This window comes from Kitasatospora sp. NPDC059646 (assembly GCF_042734615.1).
Taxonomy (GTDB): domain Bacteria; phylum Actinomycetota; class Actinomycetes; order Streptomycetales; family Streptomycetaceae; genus Kitasatospora.
Genome location: NZ_JBHWDS010000055.1, coordinates 1 through 17612, shown reverse-complemented (window position 1 = coordinate 17612; position 17612 = coordinate 1). Strand labels below are relative to the sequence as shown.

Genomic DNA, 17612 nt, shown 5'->3' with positions numbered 1-17612 from the left:
TTCACCCCACCGCCTTCGTGTAGGAGGCCCAGATGGCGGCGGGCAGGGTGGAGTCGGGGGTGGCCGGATCGGCTCCGGCCACCCCGGTCAGCGGGAGCAGCTCCAGGCTCTTCGGGTCCATCCGGAAGACCGTGACGGAGGTGGTGACGGGGCCCCGGTAGCCGACGAACCAGCCGGCGGTGCGGGCCTGGTTGACGCCGGTCTTCCCGGCCGCGTCGGGGACGGCCTGTCCGACGGCCCTGCCGGTGCCCTCCTTGACGGCTCCGCGCAGCGCGCTGTCGACGCTGCCGGCCGCGGCTTCCCCGGCGGCCCGGACGGGGGCCGGGCGCTGCACGACGACGTCGGCGCCGTTGCGGCTGACCCGGGTGACGGAGTACGGGTCGGTGCGCATGCCCTTGCCGTCCCCGAACGCGGTGTAGGCGTCGGCCAGCCGGATCGCGCTCGGGGTGGAGTTGCCCAACGGGAAGGCGGGGACCAGGTCGCCGATGCTCTCGGGCAGCAGGCCGAAGCCGAGCGCGCCGCGCCGGACGTTGTCCAGGCCGACGTCCATGCCGAGTTGCTGCATCGGGCCGTTGACGGACTGTTCGATCGCGGTGCGCAGGCTGATCGGGCCCCAGCTCCGGCCGCCGTCGTTGGCGGCCTTGGCCTTCTTCCCGTCCCGTCCCCAGTACGGCCCCTCGGGGGTCTGGAGGTCGACGCCGTTGTCCCCGTTGTAGCTGGTGGACGGCTGGACGGGGGTGCGCCTGCCCTGGCGTTCGCGCTGCACGCCCTGGTCCAGTCCGGCCGCGTACACCAGCGGGGTGAACGCCGAACCGGCGGGAACGTTCACGGTGTTGGCGTTGTTGAAGCCCTGTTTCAGGTAGTCGGGTCCGCCGTAGACGGCGAGGATGCGGCCGTCCACGGCGACCGAGGCCGCGCCGAGGTGGACGTTCTGGTCGGCGGGGCGGTGCTCGGGGTCGAGGTTCTTCGCGGCGTCCTGGACGGCCCGGGTCAGCGCGGCCTGCCGGGGCTTCTCGAAGGTGGTGTAGATCTGGTAGCCGCCCAGGTCGAACTGGGCCGGCGAGATGTCCGCGCGGCTCTGCGCGTAGCTCCTCGCCAGGTCCACCAGGTAGCCGGTCTGCCCGCTCAGGCCGGCCTGCTGCGGCGGGGCCTGCGGCTCCGGGAAGACGGTGTAGCGGGCGCGGTCCTCGGCGGACAGCTTCCTGATCTCGACCATCCGGTCCAGGATCCACGACCAGCGCTCCACCGCGCGGGCCCGGTTCTCCCCGCCGAGCGCCGGATCGTACAGTGACGCCCCCTTGAGCACGGCGGCCAGGAACGCCCCTTCGCTCGGGTCGAGTTGGGACACGTCCTTGCCGTAGTAGGCCTGTGCGGCGCGCTCGATGCCGTAGCTGCCGCGGCCGAACCAGCTGATGTTCAGGTAGCCGCTGAGGATCTCGTTCTTGCCGACCTGCCGGTCCAGTTTGAGCGCGATGAACGCCTCGTCGATCTTGCGGCCGAAGCTCCGGTGCTGGTTCAGGTAGGCGTTCTTCACGTACTGCTGGGTGATGGTCGAGCCGCCCTGGGTGTCGCCGCCCGAGCCCATCTGGTAGACGGCGCGGCCGATGCCCTTCAGCGAGATGCCCGGGTCCGAGTAGAAGGTCGCGTTCTCCGCCGCGAGCACCGCCCACCGGACGTGCTCGGGCACCTGCTCCAGCGGCACGTCCTGCCGGTTGACCAGGCCGGTGCGGGCCATCTCGGTGCCGTCGGCCCAGTAGAAGACGTTGTTCTGCTGGGTGGCGAAGGAGTTGAGGTCCTTGGGGATGTCCGTCGCCGCGTACATCGCCAGGCCCGCGGCGACCAGCACGCCGAAGCCCCCCGCGGCCAGCAGCACCAGTTGGCGCCACGACGGGAGCCAGCGGCGCACCCCGTGGCGGCCGCTGCGCGGGTAGTCCGGTCGCAGCTTCGCCCACGGGCGCTTCCCGTCCGGGCGCGGTCCCGCCCCGGCCTTCCGGGCGGGCCACCGCCTCGGACGCCCCGTCGGCCCGTCGGCTGCTTCCTCCCCGACCGCGCTGCTCGGCTCGCCGGACACCATGCGTTCCCCGATCTGCTGGACTGGCAAATCTCTCCCGCAGTCTCTGGACGTGCTGAACCCACCGTGCGTCGCGCCCCGACCGGTGTGATCATCAACACGCCGCCCGGCGGGAACCTCTGGTAACGTCGCGCTCTTCGCCGCTCGCACCGGCGGAGTACCCCTGGCAGGAACCATGACGACCGCTCAGCAGCGCCTCCACCACGCCCTGGACGCCCTGGACTCCGCCGGCACCGCCCGCCCCGGCCCACCGGTGCACGGCTGCGAACACTGCTGGACCGCCGAGGAGTTCACCCTGCTCGCCGGACCGCCGGCCCTGCTGCCGGACCGGCTGCTCCAGTCGGCGGCGGCGAAGAGCGCCGACCTCTGGGACGACTTCCCCGCCCTGTACCGGCGGCTCACGCCGGTCGTGCTGCGCAAGCTGACGACCGGTCGGTCGATCGTGGAGGGCTGGGTGGTGGGCACCCGGCTGGCCACCGCCGGGTGGCGCGACTGGCCCGAGGCGGAGCTGATCGGCGACGTCCTGGACGCCTGGTGGGCCGCCACCCTCGACCGGCCCGCGCCGTCACCGGGCGTGCTGGAGACCCTGGAGACGGCCGCGGTGGCCACCGGCACGATCACCCCGTGGCTTCGCGCCTGGGCGGACACCGCGACCCGGACCGCCGACCGGCACCTCGCCGATGCCGTGGACGGGTGGCTCCACGACCGCCTCACCGATCTGAGGTTCGGCCTGCACGGCGAACTCGAGGTCGGGTCCGAGCTGACGGCGTGGCTGCTCGCCCTGCCGACGGAGCGGATCGGCGCGGACCGGCGGAAGAGCCTCGAATGCCTCAACGCGCTTCACGACGCGGCGACATGACGCCGCCTCAGGGACGGATCTCGCCCGAGCCGCGGGCGATCAGCGCGGTGGGGACCTCCAGCCGCGCGGGCGCTCCGGTGTCGCCGGCCAGGCGGGCGAACAGGCGCTCCGCGGCGAGGGCGCCGAGGGCGGCGGGGTTCTGGGCGACCACGGTGAGGGCGGGGGTGAGCAGGTCGGCGAGTTCCAGGTCGTCGAAGCCGACCACCGCCGGGCGGCGGTCGGCGGGGAGGTGGTGCAGGGCGGCCAGCGTGACGCGGTTGTTGGCGGTGAACAGCGCGGTGACGGCGTCCGGCCCGCCGGTGAGGCGGCGCACCGCCTCACCGACCCGGGTCCGGTCGGTCGGACCGCGGTCCACCCACCGTTCGTCGACGGGGAGTCCGGCCTCGGCCATCGCGGTGCGGTAGCCGCGTTCGCGCTCGGCGGCGGTGTGGATGCCCGGCAGGTCGCCGACGAAGCCGATCCGGCGGTGGCCGTGCGCGATCAGATGCGCGACGCCCGCGCGGGCGCCGCCCGCGTTGTCGCTGAGCACCGCGTCCGCGTCGATGCCGCCGGCGGGCCGGTCCAGGAACACCACGGGCGTCCCGGACGCGATCTCCGGCAGCAGGTACCGGTGGTCGTCGCCGGCCGGCACCACGATCAGCCCGTCCACCCGGCGGGCGCAGAACGCGAGCGCCAACTCCCGCTCCCGTTCCGGCTGTTCGCCGCTGGAGCCGGTGAACAGCAGGCAGCCCTCCCGGGCCGCGACCTGCTCGACGGCCCGGGAGACCGCGGACGAGAACGGGTCACTGAGGTCCTCCAGCACCAGCGCGACACTGGCCGTGCGGCCGGTCCGCAGCAGCCGCGCGCTGTCGTTGCGCCGGAATCCGAGCGCCTCGATCGCCGCCCGCACCCGCCCGGCCGTCTCGGGCGTCACCCCGCTCTCCTCGTTGACCACCCGGGAGACGGTCTTCAGCCCGACCCCGGCCGCCGCGGCGACGTCCTTCATGGTCGGTCGGGCACCGGTGCGGAGGCTGCTGGTCATGGCAAGGGAGAATAGTGCGGGTACTCCCGGCCCCTGCCGCCCGGGCGGAGTCCCGGTCCGTCCGACGCCCCGTCACCCGCCCACGGCGTCGCGCACCAGGCGCAGCCACGCGTCGGCCAGCAGGCGGTGGCCGAGGTCGGTGGGGTGGACCCCGTCGGCGGCGACCAGGCCCGGCCGGCCGGCCGCGCGGGCGGCCTGGTTGAGCAGTCCGTCGGCGGCGAGCAGCAGGGCGCCGTGCTCGGCCGCGAGGCGCCGAACGGCGTGGATCCGCGGGTCGAGGTCGACGCGCCAGGCCCACTGGTCGGGCGTGACGGGCACCAGGAACGGCTCGATCAGGACGAGCCGGGGCGCGCAGTGCCCGTGCACGCGGACGAGCAGCTGCCGGTACTCCTCCTCCCAGTCCTCGACGGGGCTGTGCGGTCCGCCCTGGCAGTGGTGCCAGGTGTCGTTCACGCCGATCAGCACGGACAGCAGCGCGGGCCGGTGGGCGAGGGTGTCGGCGTCCCAGCGGTCGCGCAGGTCGCCGATCCGGTTGCCGGCGACGCCTCGGTTGAGCACCGTCAGGTCGGGCCGCCGGGCGCGCAGGGCGGCGGCGGCGAGGGCGGCGTAGCCGTGGCCGAGGTCGGCGGGGCGGGAACGGTCGCGTGCGGCGTCGGTGATGCTGTCGCCCTGGAACAGGACGATGGCGTCGGACTGCATGCGCTCTCCTCGCGGGCGGGCCGGCGGTCGGCCGGTCTGCCGGTCGTTCGGTCGTTCGGCGGGCCGGGTCGACGGCGTGGCCCGCCGACCGGTCGACTACCCGCCCCGGGGGCGTTGACACCGCGTCGGCCGCGTTCCGGCCGGAACCGCAGCTGAGCCGGTCGGCTCGTGCCGGACCGTGCTGGACAACGTTGTCAAAGCGGGCCAGAATCACAGGACCGATCCGACGGCGCCCTGCCACGCACCACGGCGCTCCCCGTCCCACCTGCGGAGACGTCACGATGAACCAGCACCCGGCAGACCTCGGCGGACCGCTCCTCGCCGCCCTGGACATCGGCGGCACCAAGATCGCCGGAGGCCTGGTCGACACCCGGGGCACGCTGCTGCACCGCCTCCAGGTCCCCACCCCGGCGGACGGCGACCGGCACGTCCTGATGGCGGCCGTGGGCCGCGTCCTCGACGAGCTGTCCCGACTGCCCGACTGGCACCGGGTCCGCGCCCTCGGCATCGGCAGCGCCGGGCCGGTCGACATCGCCGCCGGTACCGTCAGCCCGATCAACCTGCCGGGCTGGCGCGAGTTTCCGCTGCGCGCGGAGACCGCCGCCCACCCGGCCGTCCGCGGCCTGCCGATCGTCCTCGGCGGGGACGCGGTCGCCATGACCGCCGCCGAACACTGGCGCGGCGCGGCCCGCCCCTACCGCAACGCGCTCTGCCTGGTGGTCTCCACCGGCGTCGGCGCGGGCCTCGTCCTGGACGGTCGCCTGCACACCGGCACCACCGGCAACGCCGGCCATCTCGGCCACATCAGCGTCGACTTCGAGGGCCGCCCCTGCCCGTGCGGCTCACGCGGCTGCGTCGAAGGGCTCGCCTCCGGCACCGCGATCGCCCGCACCGCCGCCGAGAGCGGCTGGCGCCCCGGTCCCGACGGCGACACCACCGCCGCGGCCGTCGCCCGCGCCGCGAAGTCCGGCGACCCGCTGGCCCTCGCCGCCTTCGACCGCGCCGCACGCGCCCTGGCGGCGGGCATCGCCGCCACCGCCACCCTGGTCGAACTCGACGTCGCCGTGATCGGCGGCGGCGTCGCCACCGCGGGCGACGTCCTCTTCACGCCCCTCGCCCGTCACCTCTCCTCCTACGCCACGCTCCCCTTCACCCGCGACCTCGCCCTCGCCCCGGCCCAACTCGCCACCGACGCCGGCCTCGTCGGCGCCGCCGCCCTCGCCCGCCCGACCGCACTCGGCTCCTGACAGCGACGGCATCCCACCCCACCCGGTCGGCCGCACAGCGCACAGCCCTTGGCACACCCGCGCAGGACCGACCCGGGCCCGCAGGACCCGCACGCCACCGCGAGCGACCGGACCGGCACCGGACACCGGCACCGACTTCCGCCTTGCCGAAGGTTTTTGACGCCGGCTCGGCAGTCCGGCACCGACCGGTCAGGGGAGGTTCGTGCACAACGGCCCCGGCCCCACCGCTCCCCCCGCCCTCCGTCCCCGGAACCGGCGCCCCCGCAGCGCCGTGCTGTGTCGGCGGGCACGGGCAGCGCCGGCCTGACGCTCCGCCACCTCGACGCGGTCACCGGCGAGATGGTGCGGTCAGCCGGTGAGCGCCGCGAGGGCTGCGGTCGCCTCCGTGTCGCCGCTGATCAGTTCCAGCGTCAGCCCGGCCGTCCTCGGCTCGTCGAGCAGTGCGGCGAGGACGGCCGCCACGTCGTCGCGCGGGACTTCGCCGCGGCCGGTGGACGCGGCGATCCGCACCAGGCCGGTGCCCGGTTCGTCCGTCAGGGCTCCCGGACGCAGGATCGTCCAGTCGAGGCCGGGGCGGGAGCGGACGTCGGCGTCCGCCGCGCCCTTGGCCCGCAGGTAGCGGGCGAAGACCGGGTCCGTGCCCTCCGGGGGCTCGCGGTCCGCGCCCATGCTGGAGACCACGAGGAAGCGCCGCACGCCCGCGGCCTCGGCCGCGTCCGCGAACAGCACGCAGGCCGCGTGGTCGACGCTGTCCTTCCGGTCCGCCCCGCTGCCCGGTCCCGCGCCGGCCGCGAACACGGCCGCGTCGGCGCCCTCCAGGTGCCTGGCGACCTCGGCGACCGTCGCCGACTCCAGGTCGCAGACGACCGGTTCGGCCCCCGCCGCCTGCAGATCGTCCGCCTGTTCCGGCTTGCGGACGATCCCCGCGACCTCGTCCCCCCGTGCGCTCAGCAGCCGTTCGAGCCGCAACGCGATCTGACCGTGACCACCAGCGATGACAATGCGCATGCTGCCGACCGTATGCGCCACCGCCGGCCGTTCCCGGGACAACACGTCCTCCCCCCGCCGTTCGGGTGAGGAGCCCGCTGTCCACCCGCGCGGGGCGGACTCAGCGGGCCGGTGCCCCGCCCTGCTCGAACTGGTGGATGAGGCGCTTGAGTTGGGCGACCTCCTCGCGGAGCGCGCGCTCGCCGGCGGGGGTGAGGGTGAGCCAGGTGCGGGCGCGGCGGCCCTCGTAGCCCTTCTCGACGGCGATCAGGCCGGCCTTCTCCAGCACGGTGAGGTGCTGACTGAGGTTGCCCGCGGTGAGGCCGAGGGCCGTGCGCAGGAAGCCGAACTCGACCCGCCGGGCCTGGTGGGCGACGGTGAGGATGCCGAGCCGGACGCGCTGGTGGACGACGTCGTCCAGCGCGGTGGCGGGGTGCGGGTCGCGCTGTTCGGGCTGGTCGTTCGTCACGCGGCGCGTCCCCGGGTGCGTTCGGCCAGGGCGAAGCCGAGGGCGCCGAGCAGCAGGATCGTGCCGGGGACGGCGTACTGCGGCAGGAACGCCCACGGCGAGGTGATCGGGATCCCGGCCCAGCCGGTGCCGGGCGGCAGCAGTTCGACGGCCAGGTACACCGCGGCGAGCAGCAGCAGCGCGCGGCTGCGTTCCACCCGGGCCAGGACGAGCAGTGGCAGTCCGACGGCGAGTGCGTCGCCCGTCAGCCGTCCGACGAACCGCGATGCCGGGGAGTCGGGGGCGAGTCGCAGGCCCCAGAGGTCGAGCGGTTCGCCGGGCTGCGGGATTCCGTGCCGGGTGACCCACAGCGAGGTGGCGGCCACCACCGCGAGCAGGGCGATGCCGGTGAGGACGTAGGGCCGGACGGTCGTGCCGACGCCCCGGCGCCGGGCGCGGCGGACGTAGAAGACCGCCGTCGCCAGGTAGGCGGCCGCGAGCCCGATCGGCCAGTACAGCGGGGAGCCCTGGCTGACCAGGGTGCAGCTGCCGGAGTCGGGGCAGGCGACGGTGAGGATCCGGTAGGTGAGGCGGCTGACCAGGATCCCGCCGAGCGTGAGGGCGCCGAGCAGCAGCAGCGGGAACCAGGTGCCGCGCTGGGCGGCACGCACCTTGCGGGTCAACTCGCCCAGTCCGGCGAGGACTTCGTGCGGGGTGCCGTTCGCGGGCACGGAAGCGTCTGTCATGCCGTCAGGTTTGCATTCCAAACTGGTTGTGGCAAGAGACCGAGCGGACCGTTTCGGGGCCGCCGCCCATGAGTTGGCCGGTGACGTAGGCTCGTGGGTACAGCCGTCCGGACACGGAAGGAAGACGGGAGGCGCGCCGTGACCGACCGCAAACCCCCTGGTGTCGGCTTCGAGAGCTGGGTCGACCGGCAGATCCGGGAGGCCGCCGAGCGCGGCGCGTTCGACGACCTGCCGGGTGCGGGCAAGCCGCTCGCGCACGAGAACCGGCCGTACCACGAGATGTGGTGGATCCGGGAGAAGCTCGAACGCGAGGGACTGAGCTTCCTGCCGCCCTCGCTCGTGCTGCGCAACGAACTGCACGAGGCGCTCGACGCCGCCCGCTCGGCACCCACCGAGGAACTGCTGCGCAAGCGGCTCGCCGGGGTCAACTCCCGCATCGACGCCGCGCTGCGCCGCCCGATCGAGGGTCCGCCGCTCGGGGTCGCGCCGGTCGACGTCGAGGCCGCCGTCGCCGAATGGCGCCGCGAGCGCTCCTGATCGACCCGCCGACGCGTGCTGCCCGCAGCGGCGTCGTCGGTCGATGATGACCGGATGGACGACCGGAAGACGGTGCGGCTGCGACCGATGACACCGGCCGAGTACCGGGCCTCGGCCGAACGCCGGGAGGCGGAGACGGCGCGCGAACTGGCCGCGTTCCTGCCGGAAGAGCTGGCGCTGGAGCGGGCCCGGCAGGGTTCCGCACAGTTCCTGCCGAACGGGGCCGACACGGCAGGCCACCACCTGCTGGTCGCCGAGGACGCCGACGGCCGGGTGGTCGGCGAGGCGTGGATCGGACCGGACCCTCGCCAGGCCCTCGGCGGCGGCGACTCGGCCTGGCTGTACGACCTCTACGTGTCTCCGGCGGTACGCCGCCGGGGCTTCGGCTCGGCGATGCTCCGCGCCGCCGAGGCCCTCACCGCCCGCGGGGGCCGGACGGCCCTCGGCCTGAACGTGTTCGGCGGCAACGAGGCCGCCATCGCGCTGTACCGCGCGAACGGCTACCGGGTGGCGGCCATGTCGCTGCGCAAGGAGCTCTGACGCGCCGTCAAGAGCGCGGTGCGGCATGCCGAGGGCCGGGCCGGTGGCTCGGCGGAATCCGGCTGACCGGCGGGCCGCCGTGGGGTACGGTGCGGAGCGTGGTGAGCCCCGAGTCGGACGAGGTGGGGGTCTTCGGCCCTGCCGTCGGCCCCTGAGACACCCGAGTCCGCCTGCCGTCCGCCGCACCGCCCCGCTGGGGGGCCGTGCGGGGTGTCGGCGTGCGCCCTGCGCGAGTCGCGCGGGCTCCGGGTGACGGGACGGCTGTCCGTTTCCGCTCCTCACCCCGGAGTTCCTTCCGATGCCCCTTGCCCTGTATCTGCTCGCCCTGGCCGTGTTCGCCATGGGCACCTCGGAGTTCATGCTGTCCGGCCTGCTGCCGGAGCTCGCCGCCGAGCTGGACGTGCCGGTCGGCACGGCCGGCCTGCTGACCTCGGCGTTCGCGGTCGGCATGGTCGCCGGCGCGCCGCCGATGGCGGCGCTGGCCCGCCGCTGGCCGCGCCGGTCCGGGCTGCTGGCCTTCCTCGTCCTGTTCGCGGCGGCCCACGTCGCGGGTGCCACGACCACGGCCTTTCCGGTGCTGTGCGCCTCCCGGGTGGTGGCGGCGTTCGCCAACGCCGGGTTCCTGGCGCTCGCGGTGACGGCCGCGGCCGAGCTGGTCGCACCGGACCGGCGCGGCCGGGCGGTCGGCGTGCTGCTGTCCGGGACGACGGCGGCCACCGTCGCGGGCGTCCCGGCAGGTGCGCTGCTCGGTCAACTGCTCGGCTGGCGGGCCTCGTTCTGGGCGGTGGCGGTGCTCTGCGCGCCGGCGGCGGTCGGGGTGCTGCTGGGGGTGCCGGGCGGGCGCGGGCCGGCGGAGGGCCGTCCGGCGCTGCGCTCGGAGCTCGCCGAACTGGCCCGGCCCCGGCTGCTGGGGGTGCTGCTGCTGGGTGCGCTGGTGAACGCGGGGACGTTCGCCGCGTTCACCTTCCTCGCCCCGGTGGTGACCGGCCCGGCGGGGCTCGGCCGGGGCTGGGTGCCGCCGGTGCTGGTGCTGTTCGGCGTGGGCACCGTGCTGGGGGTCGCCGTCGCCGGGCGTCTCGCGGACCGGCATCCGGGGCGGCTGCTGGCCGTGGCGGGCCCGTTGCTGCCGCTCGGGTGGGCGGCGCTGGCCGTGTTCGCCGGCCGTCCGGCCGTGCTGCTCGTGCTGGTGCCGCTGCTGGGTGCGCTGTCCTTCGCGGTCGGCGGCACCCTGATCACCCGCGTGCTGGCCGTGGCGACGGGCGCGCCCACGATGGCCGGCGCGTACGCCACCGCGGCCCTCAACCTGGGCGCCGCCGCGGGCCCGCTGCTGGCCGCCACCACCCTGCCCTCCCCCACCGGCCCGCTGCGGGCGGCGGCCGCGCTCACGGTGGCCGCGCTGCTGCTCGGGCTGCTGCTGCGTGACGGGGCGTCAGCGCGGGGCTGAGCGTCGCCGCTGCTCAGCGGGCTTGTAGAGTGCTCGCCACCGTCCGATCGGACGTCCTGATTCCGTTTCAGCCAGGGGGAGCCCGTGACCGCCGCCGAACAGCCGCCGACGTCGGGCGTGGACAGCCTGCGGGCGATCTGGGCGGCGGGCGGGCAGCCGCAGCCGCCGGTGCCGTGGCACCGGCGGCTGACGGGGCGGCAGGTCGGCGCCGGCGTCGGCGCGCTGTCGGCCGTCGCGCTGCTCGTCCTGGGCCTGGTGGCGATCGACGGCGAGGTCGAGCAGCGCAAGGTCGCCCTGCCCGCCGAGTTCGCGGGCCTGTCCCGGGTGACGGAGGACCAGGAGCTGGCCCGGCTCCGGGCCGGGTACGAGACGCAGAACGGCAGGCGGTACGTTCCGCGCAGCATCGAGGTGGCGGCGTACGGGCAGCCGGGGGCGACCGGTCTCGGCGAGGCGGAGCTGCTGGCGGTGGCGATGAACGGCTCCGTCCCGGACGCCGCGCAGGCCGCCACCCGGATGCTCGGCGGCCGGTCCCCGGACGGGGCCGGCACGCTCGCCGACGGCACCGCCGTCACGGGCCTGCGCACCTTCGAGCCGGGCCCGCTCGGCGGGGCGCTCGCCTGCGCCACGATGGCCGCCGGCGACCGCGAACTCCCCGTCTGCGCCTGGGCGGACGGCTCCACCCTGGGCAGCCTCACGGACGGCACCGCGACCCTCACCCTGGACGAACTCGCCTCCCGCACTCGGGAGTTGCGCGCCCGGTCCGAGGCGCCGCGATAGGCCGGCTACTGGAACCCGCCGCTGCTCTGCAGGAGTTGGCCGTTGATCCACTGGCCGTCCGGCGAGCAGAGGAAGTCGATCAGGCGGGCGGCGTCCTGCGGGGTGCCGAGGCGGGCGAGGGGGGTGTGGGCGAGGACGTCGGCGCGGACGGCGTCGTCCATCCAGCCGGTGTCGGTCGGGCCGGGGTCGACGGCGTTGGCGGTGATGCCGAGGTGGGCGAGTTCGCGGGCGGCGGCGAGGGCGATCCGGTCCAGCGCGCCCTTGCTGGCGCCGTAGGGGAGGTTGCCGACGGTGTGGCCGCTGGTCAGGGCGACGATCCGGCCGGTGCCGAACGGGCCGGGGAAGCGCAGGGCGAACTCGCGGATCAGCAGCCAGCTCGCCCGGGTGTTGACGGCGAAGTGCCGGTCGAAGCTGTCCACGGTGGTGTCGAGCAGGCCGGAGTCGACGGATTCGGCGTGGCTCATCACCAGCGCGGTGACCGGGCCGAGTTGGGCGGTCACCCGGTCGAACAGCCGGGCGGGCGTCGCGGGGTCGGCCAGGTCGGCGGGCACCGCGAGCTGTCGGGCGCCGCGGGCGCGGATCGCCGCGCCGACGGCCTCCACGCCGCCCGCCTCCACGCCCCAGGGCATCCGGGTGTCGTAGGGCGTCCAGTGGGTGTGCGCGACGTCCCAGCCGGAGGCGGCGAGTCGCTCGGCGACGGCGGCGCCGATGCCGACCGTGCGGCCGACTCCGGTGACCAGGGCGACGGGGCGGGCGGGGGTGTGCGGATCGGGCTTCATCGGCACCGATCCTGACCGGCCGTCGCCCGCCCGGCAAGCGGTTTGCGGAGCTACCGGTGCAGCACGGCCCGGACCGGGCCGTCGGGGTGGACGGTCAGCCGGTAGCCGGTCTCCTCGGGCCGCTCCCGGATCTCCGGCCGGAACGCGGGGAGCACCTCCTCCAGCAGCAGCGTCATCTCGCGGACCGCGAACTGCGCGCCGATGCAGGCCCGCGGGCCGAGGCCGAACGGGAAGTAGGTGCCGGGCGCGGGGCGCCGCTCGCCGGCCAGGAAGCGCTGCGGGCGGAAGGTCTCCGGGTCGGGCCACAGCGCCGGGTCACGGTGCGTCAGGTAGGGGCAGAGCAGCACCGTCGCCCCGGCGGGGACGGGCACGCCGCCGACGGTGTCGTCCTCGGCCGCGTGCCGGGGCATCAGCCAGGCGACGGGGTACAGCCGGAGCGTCTCGTCGATCAGCGCGCGGATCGCGGCGGCCCGTTCGGCGGAGCCGGCCGGGCCGGCGGCGAGGGCCCGGGCCCGCTGCTCGGGGTGGGCGTCGAGCAGCAGGAACAGCCAGCCGAGGGTGGTGGCGGTGGTCTCGTAGCCGGCCACCATCAGGGTGAGCAGCTCGTCGCGGACCAGGGACTCGTCGTAGTCGGGCAGTTCGCGGGCGGCCCGGAGCAGCACCGCGATCAGGGTGGGCTGCTCGGCCTGTCGGGCGAGGGCGATGGCGTGCCGGGCGGCCGTGTCGGCGTCGGCGACGGCCCGGCCGAAGTCGGCGGTGGTCTCCCCGGTGGCGGGGGCGAACGCGGGGATCGCGGCCAGGCTGTCACCGGCGGCGACCAGCCGGCGGTAGGTGGGCTCGTCCAGGGCCTGGGCGGTGAGCGAGCGCCAGATCACGTCCAGTGAGAAGAACCGCAGGTCGGCGTCGATCTCGCGGACCTCGCCGCGGTCGGCGGCCGTCCGCCAGCGTTCGGCGAACGCGGCGACCGCGGCCCGCAGCTGCGGCTCGTGGGCGCGGATCCCGCGGACGGTGAACTGCGGCTGCAGCACCTTGCGTTGACGCCGCCACGGCTCTCCGGCGGCGCACAGCAGGCCGTCGCCGAGCAGCACCTTCGCGCGGTGGCCGTGCTTGACGTGGGTGTCGGGGCGGCGGGCCAGCACGTGCTGGACCTCCTCCGGCCCGGTGACCAGCACCACCTGCCGCCCGCCGATCCGGAACCCGGCGACCGGGCCGAGCCGCTGAGCGGCCGTCAGCAGGTCGACCAGTCGGCCGCCGCCGGCCCGCCAGCGGACCAGTTCCTCGGCGTCGAGTTCCGGAAGGGTGCTGTCCGCTGCCGTCACCACTGCGATCTCCCCTGCTGCGCTCGACTGCCGTCCGGACGCCGCCCGGCCTGACGGAGCGTACCCGCCCGACGGCGGCCCGCGACGGCTCCGCCGCGCCCGGGGCGGGCGGTAATTCCGGTGCGGCGCACGGGCGCTGCTGTTAGCGTGGCGGCATGAAGCGCGCTGCGATGCCCACGACGACGCCGGAGAGTGTCCCGGCGCGCTGACTGCTGTTTCGAATCAAGCCCCGGGGCCGAGCGCCCGGGGCTTTCGCGTGTGTGCGGCCGGCGGCGGCTCGTCCCCCTTCCGGTGAGGAGACCGCCGTGCACGACCATCGCAGACTGGGCCGCGAGCTGGGCCTGTTCGACACCGACCCGCTGATCGGCGCGGGCCTGCCGTACTGGCTGCCGGACGGCGCCGTGGTGCGGCAGAGCCTGGAGGACTTCGTCCGCACCCTGGAGCGGCGCGCGGGCTACCGGCACGTGTACTCGCCGGTGCTGGGCAAACGCGAGCTGTACGAGCGCTCGGGGCACTGGGCGCACTACCGGGAGGACATGTTCCCGCCGCTGTCCATGGGCGGGGAGCAGCTGGTCCTGCGCCCCAGCCTGTGCCCGCACCATGCGGTGATGTTCCGCTCCCGCTCCCGCAGCTACCGCGAACTTCCGCTGCGGATGGCCGAGTTGGGCGGCATGTACCGCTCGGAGCGGTCGGGCGTGCTGGGCGGGCTGACCAGGGTGCGGGCGATCCAGCTGAACGACGCGCACATCTTCTGCACCCTCGACCAGGTCGCCGCGGAGGTGCGCGGGGCGCTGGAGTCGATCGCGGCGGCCCACCGGGCGATGGGCATCGTCCCGTCCCGCCACCGGCTGTCGCTGCCGGGCCCGGGCGGCAAGTACGTGGCCCGGCCGGAGCTGTGGGAGCGGGCGACCGCACTGCTGGTGCGGGCGCTGGACGAGCTGGGCGTGCCGTACGAGGAGGGCGTCGGCGAGGCCGCGTTCTACGGGCCGAAGATCGACGTGCAGGTGGTGGACGGCGCGGGGCGCGAGTCGACCCTGTCGACCGTGCAGGTCGACTTCCACCAGCCGGAGCAGTTCGACCTGCACTACGTCGGGCCGGACGGCGCGCGGCACCGGCCGGTGATGGTGCACCGGTCGATCGTCGGCAGCGTGGAGCGGGCGGTGGCGCACCTGATCGAGCGGCACGGCGGGGCGTTCCCGGCCTGGCTGGCGCCGGTGCAGTTGGCGGTGCTGCCGCTCGGCGAGGAGCAGGACGGCGCGGCGCGGGAGCTGGCGGCCCGGTGCCTGGAGCTGGACCTGCGGGCCGAGGTGCTGGGCGCGGAGCGCGGCTCGCTGGGGGCGCGGGTCCGGGAGGCCCGGCTCGTCCCGTACCAGGTGGTGCTCGGTCCGCGCGAGGTCGCCGACGGCGCCCTCGCGGTGCGGCTGCGCGACGGCCGCCGGCTCGACCCGCGGCCGGCCGGGGAGGTACTGGAGCGGATCGGCGCGCAGGTGCGGGCGCACGCGGTGGAGCTGTGGTGACCTCGCGGCCGGAGCCCGGCGGTCCGGCCTCCGGCGGGCTCCGGCCGCCCGCCCGGTGAACTCCCGTCCGCCGGGCCGGGGACGTGGCGCGGGCCACAGCGGGGACGTGACAAGTCCCACGCCGCGCCCCGGCCCGGCGGGCCGCCCGGCGGGCGGCCGACCCGCCCCCGGTGCACCGGTGAGCGCCGAAGTGCCCTTTATCCGGGGCTTATCCGCAGGTCGGACGGGTCGGCCCGGGGCCGAACGGCCCTCGTGCCCGGGACGTTCGGCGTGACATACTCCGGAGCCATGACCGGCATTCACGCGACCAGGGCCCTGCGGGGCGCGGTGTTCACCGCGCTCGCCGTGCCGCTGGCCGCGTTCGGCCAGGTGGTCATCACCGGCCGTGCCCTGCCGCTCACCCTGGTCGCCGCGGCCTGCGTCGCGGTGTTCCTGCTCGCGGTCCTGCTGGACGGCGCCCGCCGCCGCTTCCTGCTGCTGTCCGCCGTCCTGGTGCCGGTGGAGCTGCTGCTGAACACCGCCTTCAACCTCGGCCAGGACGCCTGTTCCCGGCCCGTCCACGGCGTCGACCTGCTGGTCTGCGGCGGCGACCGGGTCAGCGGCTCCGAACTCTTCGCGCAGTGGACGCACAACTCGGCGGGCATGCTGCGCCTGCTGGTGCTGGGCGTGCACCTGGCGGTCGCGCTGATCGCCGCGGCCTGGCTGCGGCTGGCCGACGCCGCGCTCGAAGGCGTCGGCGAGGCGCTGCGCACGATGGCCCGGGCGCTGCCCGGCCGCTGGCGCGCGCTGCTGCTGGCGGCCCGTCCGGGCTGCCCGGCGGCGCTGCTGCCGTCGGCGGGCGCCGAGCCCGCCCCGCGCCGTCCGCAGGACGCCGTCCACTCCCCCGCCCCGCGTCGCGGACCGCCGCAGCCGGCCTTCGCCTGCTGACGGCCCGTCACTCCGCACGACGCGTACCGCGGCCGTCTCCGGGCATCCCGCGCTGCCCACTCTTTTCTTCATCGACCCGCACCCCGCCGGGCCGCCCGCTGCCGTCCCCGTCCAGGTGAGACCACCTGACGGACGCCGCGCCGGGCCGGCCGCCGGGTGCAGAGGAGACGGATCACCATGCCCAGCACCCACAAGTCCGCCAAGACCGTCACCGCCCGCGAGCGCCTGAAGCAGGCCCAGCAGGCCGAGGCGCTGCGCGCCAAGCGCCGCCGCGCGATCACCATCGGCGTGTCGGTGGTCGCGGCCGTCGCCGTGATCGCGGGCGGCGCCACGCTCGCCGTCAACGCGTCGAAGGACTCCGATTCCGGCAGCACCCCGGCGGCGGTCCCGGCCAACACCAGCGGCCCGGACAACACCGTGATCGTCTACGGCAAGGCGGACGCGCCGCACACCCTGGCCGTGTACGAGGACTTCCGCTGCCCGGTCTGCGAGTCCTTCGAGACCGCGGCCGGCCCGACCGTGAAGGAGCTCGCCGACCAGGGCCAGTACAAGATCGAGTACCACCTGGCCGCGTTCCTCGACAACAACCTCGGCGGCAAGGGCTCGAAGACCGCGCTGGCCGCGGCGGGCGCCGCGCTCAACGAGGGCGTCGACAAGTTCAAGCAGTTCCACGACGTGCTGTACGCGAACCAGCCCGCCGAGAGCGAGGACGCCTTCGGCGACGTCAACCACATCCTCGCGCTGGCCGACCAGGTCCCCGGCCTCAAGACCGAGGCGTTCACCAAGGCCGTCACCGAGGGCACCTACAAGGGCTGGGCCAACAAGGTCGCCACCGCGTTCAACAAGAGCGGCGTCTCCGGCACCCCGACGGTGAAGCTGGACGGCAAGACCCTCGACGTGATCGGCCAGAACGGCAAGGCCCTCAACGGCGAGCAGTTCACGGCCCTGGTCAAGCAGACGATCGGCGGGTGACGCGATGACCACGGCCCGCACCACACCGAGCGCCCCGGTCGGGGCGAGTCGCGGCTTCTCCTGGCTGATCCTGCTCAGCGGGCTGATCGGCCTGGCCGCGTCCGCGCAGCTCACCCTGGACAAGATCCGGCTGATCGAGAACCCGGCCTACCAGCCGAACTGCAACATCAACCCGATCATCAGCTGCGGCTCCGTCATGCGCACCGACCAGGCCGAGGCCTTCGGGTTCCCCAACCCGATCATCGGACTGGCCGCGTTCGGGGCCCTCGCGGCGATCGGCGCCGGCCTCCTCGCCGGCGCCTCCTACCGCCGCTGGCTCTGGCTCTCCCTCCAGGGCGGCGCCCTCCTCGGCCTCGGCTTCGTCGCCTGGCTGATCGACCAGGCGCTGTACGAGATCGGCGCGCTCTGCCCCTACTGCATGGTCGTGTGGGCCGTGGTCATCACCCTCTTCTGGTCCACCACCGTCCACAACCTGCGCACCGGCGTCCTCCCCGCCCCGGCCTCGATCCGCCGCCTCGCCGCCCTCCGCCACCAGTGGCTGGTCCCGGCCGCCGGCTTCCTGCTGATCGCCCTGCTCATCCTGACCCGCTTCTGGTACTACTGGTCGACCCTGCTCTGATCCACCCTGTCGTGGGGGCCGGCCGCTGCCGTGGGGCGCGCCCCCCCCGCGGTTGAGGGGCGGCGCCGCCGGGGGTGGACGGGGGGCGCCCCCCCGGCGCCGG

General features: G+C 75.3%; 18 protein-coding genes. 10 read left to right on the top strand and 8 right to left on the bottom strand.

Annotated elements, in window-relative coordinates; genetic code table 11:
- Position 1: 1 nt before the first annotated feature.
- Entirely contained in the window at positions 2 to 2101 is a 2100-nt protein-coding gene (locus ACFV1L_RS29845; protein WP_380371629.1) for a transglycosylase domain-containing protein, read from the bottom strand.
- 145 nt (positions 2102 to 2246) lie between these two features.
- On the opposite strand from ACFV1L_RS29845, the gene ACFV1L_RS29840 reads away from it, so the two are divergent.
- Positions 2247 to 2930 carry a hypothetical protein gene (locus ACFV1L_RS29840; RefSeq protein ID WP_380371627.1) on the top strand — a complete coding sequence of 228 codons (684 nt, stop codon included), beginning with the start codon at positions 2247 to 2249 and terminating at the stop codon, positions 2928 to 2930.
- Positions 2931 to 2937: 7 nt separating this feature from the next.
- Here ACFV1L_RS29840 and ACFV1L_RS29835 read toward each other — a convergent pair whose 3' ends face one another.
- Both ACFV1L_RS29835 and ACFV1L_RS29830 read right to left on the bottom strand, forming a co-directional pair.
- On the bottom strand, positions 2938 to 3951 hold the full coding sequence (locus ACFV1L_RS29835; RefSeq protein ID WP_380371624.1) for a LacI family DNA-binding transcriptional regulator: 1014 nt from the start codon (positions 3949 to 3951) through the stop codon (positions 2938 to 2940).
- Between the two features lie 72 nt (positions 3952 to 4023).
- A complete protein-coding gene (locus ACFV1L_RS29830) occupies positions 4024 to 4650 on the bottom strand; it encodes a GDSL-type esterase/lipase family protein (RefSeq protein WP_380371621.1) in 627 nt (208 codons plus the stop codon).
- A gap of 281 nt (positions 4651 to 4931) precedes the next feature.
- On the opposite strand from ACFV1L_RS29830, the gene ACFV1L_RS29825 reads away from it, so the two are divergent.
- Entirely contained in the window at positions 4932 to 5897 is a 966-nt protein-coding gene (locus ACFV1L_RS29825) for an ROK family protein (protein WP_380371619.1), read from the top strand.
- Positions 5898 to 6245: 348 nt separating this feature from the next.
- Here ACFV1L_RS29825 and ACFV1L_RS29820 read toward each other — a convergent pair whose 3' ends face one another.
- From ACFV1L_RS29820 to ACFV1L_RS29810, 3 genes are all read right to left on the bottom strand, one after another.
- Positions 6246 to 6905: an SDR family oxidoreductase gene (locus ACFV1L_RS29820; RefSeq protein WP_380371617.1), complete on the bottom strand. Its 660-nt coding sequence runs from the start codon at positions 6903 to 6905 to the stop codon at positions 6246 to 6248.
- 100 nt (positions 6906 to 7005) lie between these two features.
- Positions 7006 to 7353, bottom strand: a complete 348-nt coding sequence (locus tag ACFV1L_RS29815) for a winged helix-turn-helix domain-containing protein (protein WP_380371614.1) — start codon at positions 7351 to 7353, stop codon at positions 7006 to 7008.
- On the bottom strand, positions 7350 to 8078 hold the full coding sequence (locus tag ACFV1L_RS29810; protein ID WP_380371612.1) for a hypothetical protein: 729 nt from the start codon (positions 8076 to 8078) through the stop codon (positions 7350 to 7352). The genes ACFV1L_RS29815 and ACFV1L_RS29810 overlap by 4 nt, the downstream gene beginning before the upstream one ends.
- Before the next feature lie 138 nt (positions 8079 to 8216).
- On the opposite strand from ACFV1L_RS29810, the gene ACFV1L_RS29805 reads away from it, so the two are divergent.
- The 4 genes from ACFV1L_RS29805 to ACFV1L_RS29790 all read left to right on the top strand — a co-directional run bounded on the left by ACFV1L_RS29805 (position 8217) and on the right by ACFV1L_RS29790 (position 11376).
- A complete protein-coding gene (locus ACFV1L_RS29805) occupies positions 8217 to 8615 on the top strand; it encodes a DUF1992 domain-containing protein (RefSeq protein WP_380371610.1) in 399 nt (132 codons plus the stop codon).
- Between the two features lie 54 nt (positions 8616 to 8669).
- The gene (locus ACFV1L_RS29800) at positions 8670 to 9155 is read left to right on the top strand and encodes a GNAT family N-acetyltransferase (protein WP_380371607.1); all 486 of its coding nucleotides are present in this window, start codon (positions 8670 to 8672) and stop codon (positions 9153 to 9155) included.
- Positions 9156 to 9453: 298 nt separating this feature from the next.
- The gene (locus tag ACFV1L_RS29795) at positions 9454 to 10599 is read left to right on the top strand and encodes a Cmx/CmrA family chloramphenicol efflux MFS transporter (RefSeq protein WP_380371604.1); all 1146 of its coding nucleotides are present in this window, start codon (positions 9454 to 9456) and stop codon (positions 10597 to 10599) included.
- An 84-nt stretch (positions 10600 to 10683) separates the two neighbouring features.
- Positions 10684 to 11376: a hypothetical protein gene (locus ACFV1L_RS29790; RefSeq protein ID WP_380371603.1), complete on the top strand. Its 693-nt coding sequence runs from the start codon at positions 10684 to 10686 to the stop codon at positions 11374 to 11376.
- A gap of 5 nt (positions 11377 to 11381) precedes the next feature.
- On the opposite strand, the gene ACFV1L_RS29785 is transcribed toward ACFV1L_RS29790, so the two are convergent.
- Both ACFV1L_RS29785 and ACFV1L_RS29780 read right to left on the bottom strand, forming a co-directional pair.
- Complete coding sequence (locus tag ACFV1L_RS29785; protein WP_380371602.1) at positions 11382 to 12155, bottom strand: SDR family oxidoreductase; 774 nt, start codon at positions 12153 to 12155, stop codon at positions 11382 to 11384.
- A 50-nt stretch (positions 12156 to 12205) separates the two neighbouring features.
- The gene (locus tag ACFV1L_RS29780; protein WP_380371600.1) at positions 12206 to 13474 is read right to left on the bottom strand and encodes a cytochrome P450; all 1269 of its coding nucleotides are present in this window, start codon (positions 13472 to 13474) and stop codon (positions 12206 to 12208) included.
- A 305-nt stretch (positions 13475 to 13779) separates the two neighbouring features.
- On the opposite strand from ACFV1L_RS29780, the gene thrS reads away from it, so the two are divergent.
- From thrS to ACFV1L_RS29760, 4 genes are all read left to right on the top strand, one after another.
- The gene (gene thrS / locus ACFV1L_RS29775; protein WP_380371598.1) at positions 13780 to 14991 is read left to right on the top strand and encodes a threonine--tRNA ligase; all 1212 of its coding nucleotides are present in this window, start codon (positions 13780 to 13782) and stop codon (positions 14989 to 14991) included.
- A 288-nt stretch (positions 14992 to 15279) separates the two neighbouring features.
- Positions 15280 to 15918, top strand: a complete 639-nt coding sequence (locus ACFV1L_RS29770; protein WP_380371596.1) for a hypothetical protein — start codon at positions 15280 to 15282, stop codon at positions 15916 to 15918.
- Between the two features lie 177 nt (positions 15919 to 16095).
- Positions 16096 to 16890 carry a DsbA family protein gene (locus tag ACFV1L_RS29765; protein WP_380371593.1) on the top strand — a complete coding sequence of 265 codons (795 nt, stop codon included), beginning with the start codon at positions 16096 to 16098 and terminating at the stop codon, positions 16888 to 16890.
- 4 nt (positions 16891 to 16894) lie between these two features.
- Complete coding sequence (locus ACFV1L_RS29760) at positions 16895 to 17509, top strand: vitamin K epoxide reductase family protein (RefSeq protein WP_380371591.1); 615 nt, start codon at positions 16895 to 16897, stop codon at positions 17507 to 17509.
- The last annotated feature ends 103 nt before the right edge of the window (positions 17510 to 17612 follow it).

What these genes read in the sequence shown, in the direction of transcription:
- ACFV1L_RS29760 (WP_380371591.1), top strand. Translation starts at nt 16,895, where the DNA reads ATGACCACGGCCCGCACCACACCGAGCGCCCCGGTCGGGGCGAGTCGC.
- ACFV1L_RS29820 (WP_380371617.1), bottom strand. Translation starts at nt 6,905, where the DNA reads ATGCGCATTGTCATCGCTGGTGGTCACGGTCAGATCGCGTTGCGGCTC.
- ACFV1L_RS29800 (WP_380371607.1), top strand. Translation starts at nt 8,670, where the DNA reads ATGGACGACCGGAAGACGGTGCGGCTGCGACCGATGACACCGGCCGAG.
- ACFV1L_RS29835 (WP_380371624.1), bottom strand. Translation starts at nt 3,951, where the DNA reads ATGACCAGCAGCCTCCGCACCGGTGCCCGACCGACCATGAAGGACGTC.
- ACFV1L_RS29770 (WP_380371596.1), top strand. Translation starts at nt 15,280, where the DNA reads ATGACCGGCATTCACGCGACCAGGGCCCTGCGGGGCGCGGTGTTCACC.
- ACFV1L_RS29840 (WP_380371627.1), top strand. Translation starts at nt 2,247, where the DNA reads ATGACGACCGCTCAGCAGCGCCTCCACCACGCCCTGGACGCCCTGGAC.
- ACFV1L_RS29830 (WP_380371621.1), bottom strand. Translation starts at nt 4,650, where the DNA reads ATGCAGTCCGACGCCATCGTCCTGTTCCAGGGCGACAGCATCACCGAC.
- ACFV1L_RS29810 (WP_380371612.1), bottom strand. Translation starts at nt 8,078, where the DNA reads ATGACAGACGCTTCCGTGCCCGCGAACGGCACCCCGCACGAAGTCCTC.
- ACFV1L_RS29825 (WP_380371619.1), top strand. Translation starts at nt 4,932, where the DNA reads ATGAACCAGCACCCGGCAGACCTCGGCGGACCGCTCCTCGCCGCCCTG.
- ACFV1L_RS29785 (WP_380371602.1), bottom strand. Translation starts at nt 12,155, where the DNA reads ATGAAGCCCGATCCGCACACCCCCGCCCGCCCCGTCGCCCTGGTCACC.
- ACFV1L_RS29795 (WP_380371604.1), top strand. Translation starts at nt 9,454, where the DNA reads ATGCCCCTTGCCCTGTATCTGCTCGCCCTGGCCGTGTTCGCCATGGGC.
- ACFV1L_RS29765 (WP_380371593.1), top strand. Translation starts at nt 16,096, where the DNA reads ATGCCCAGCACCCACAAGTCCGCCAAGACCGTCACCGCCCGCGAGCGC.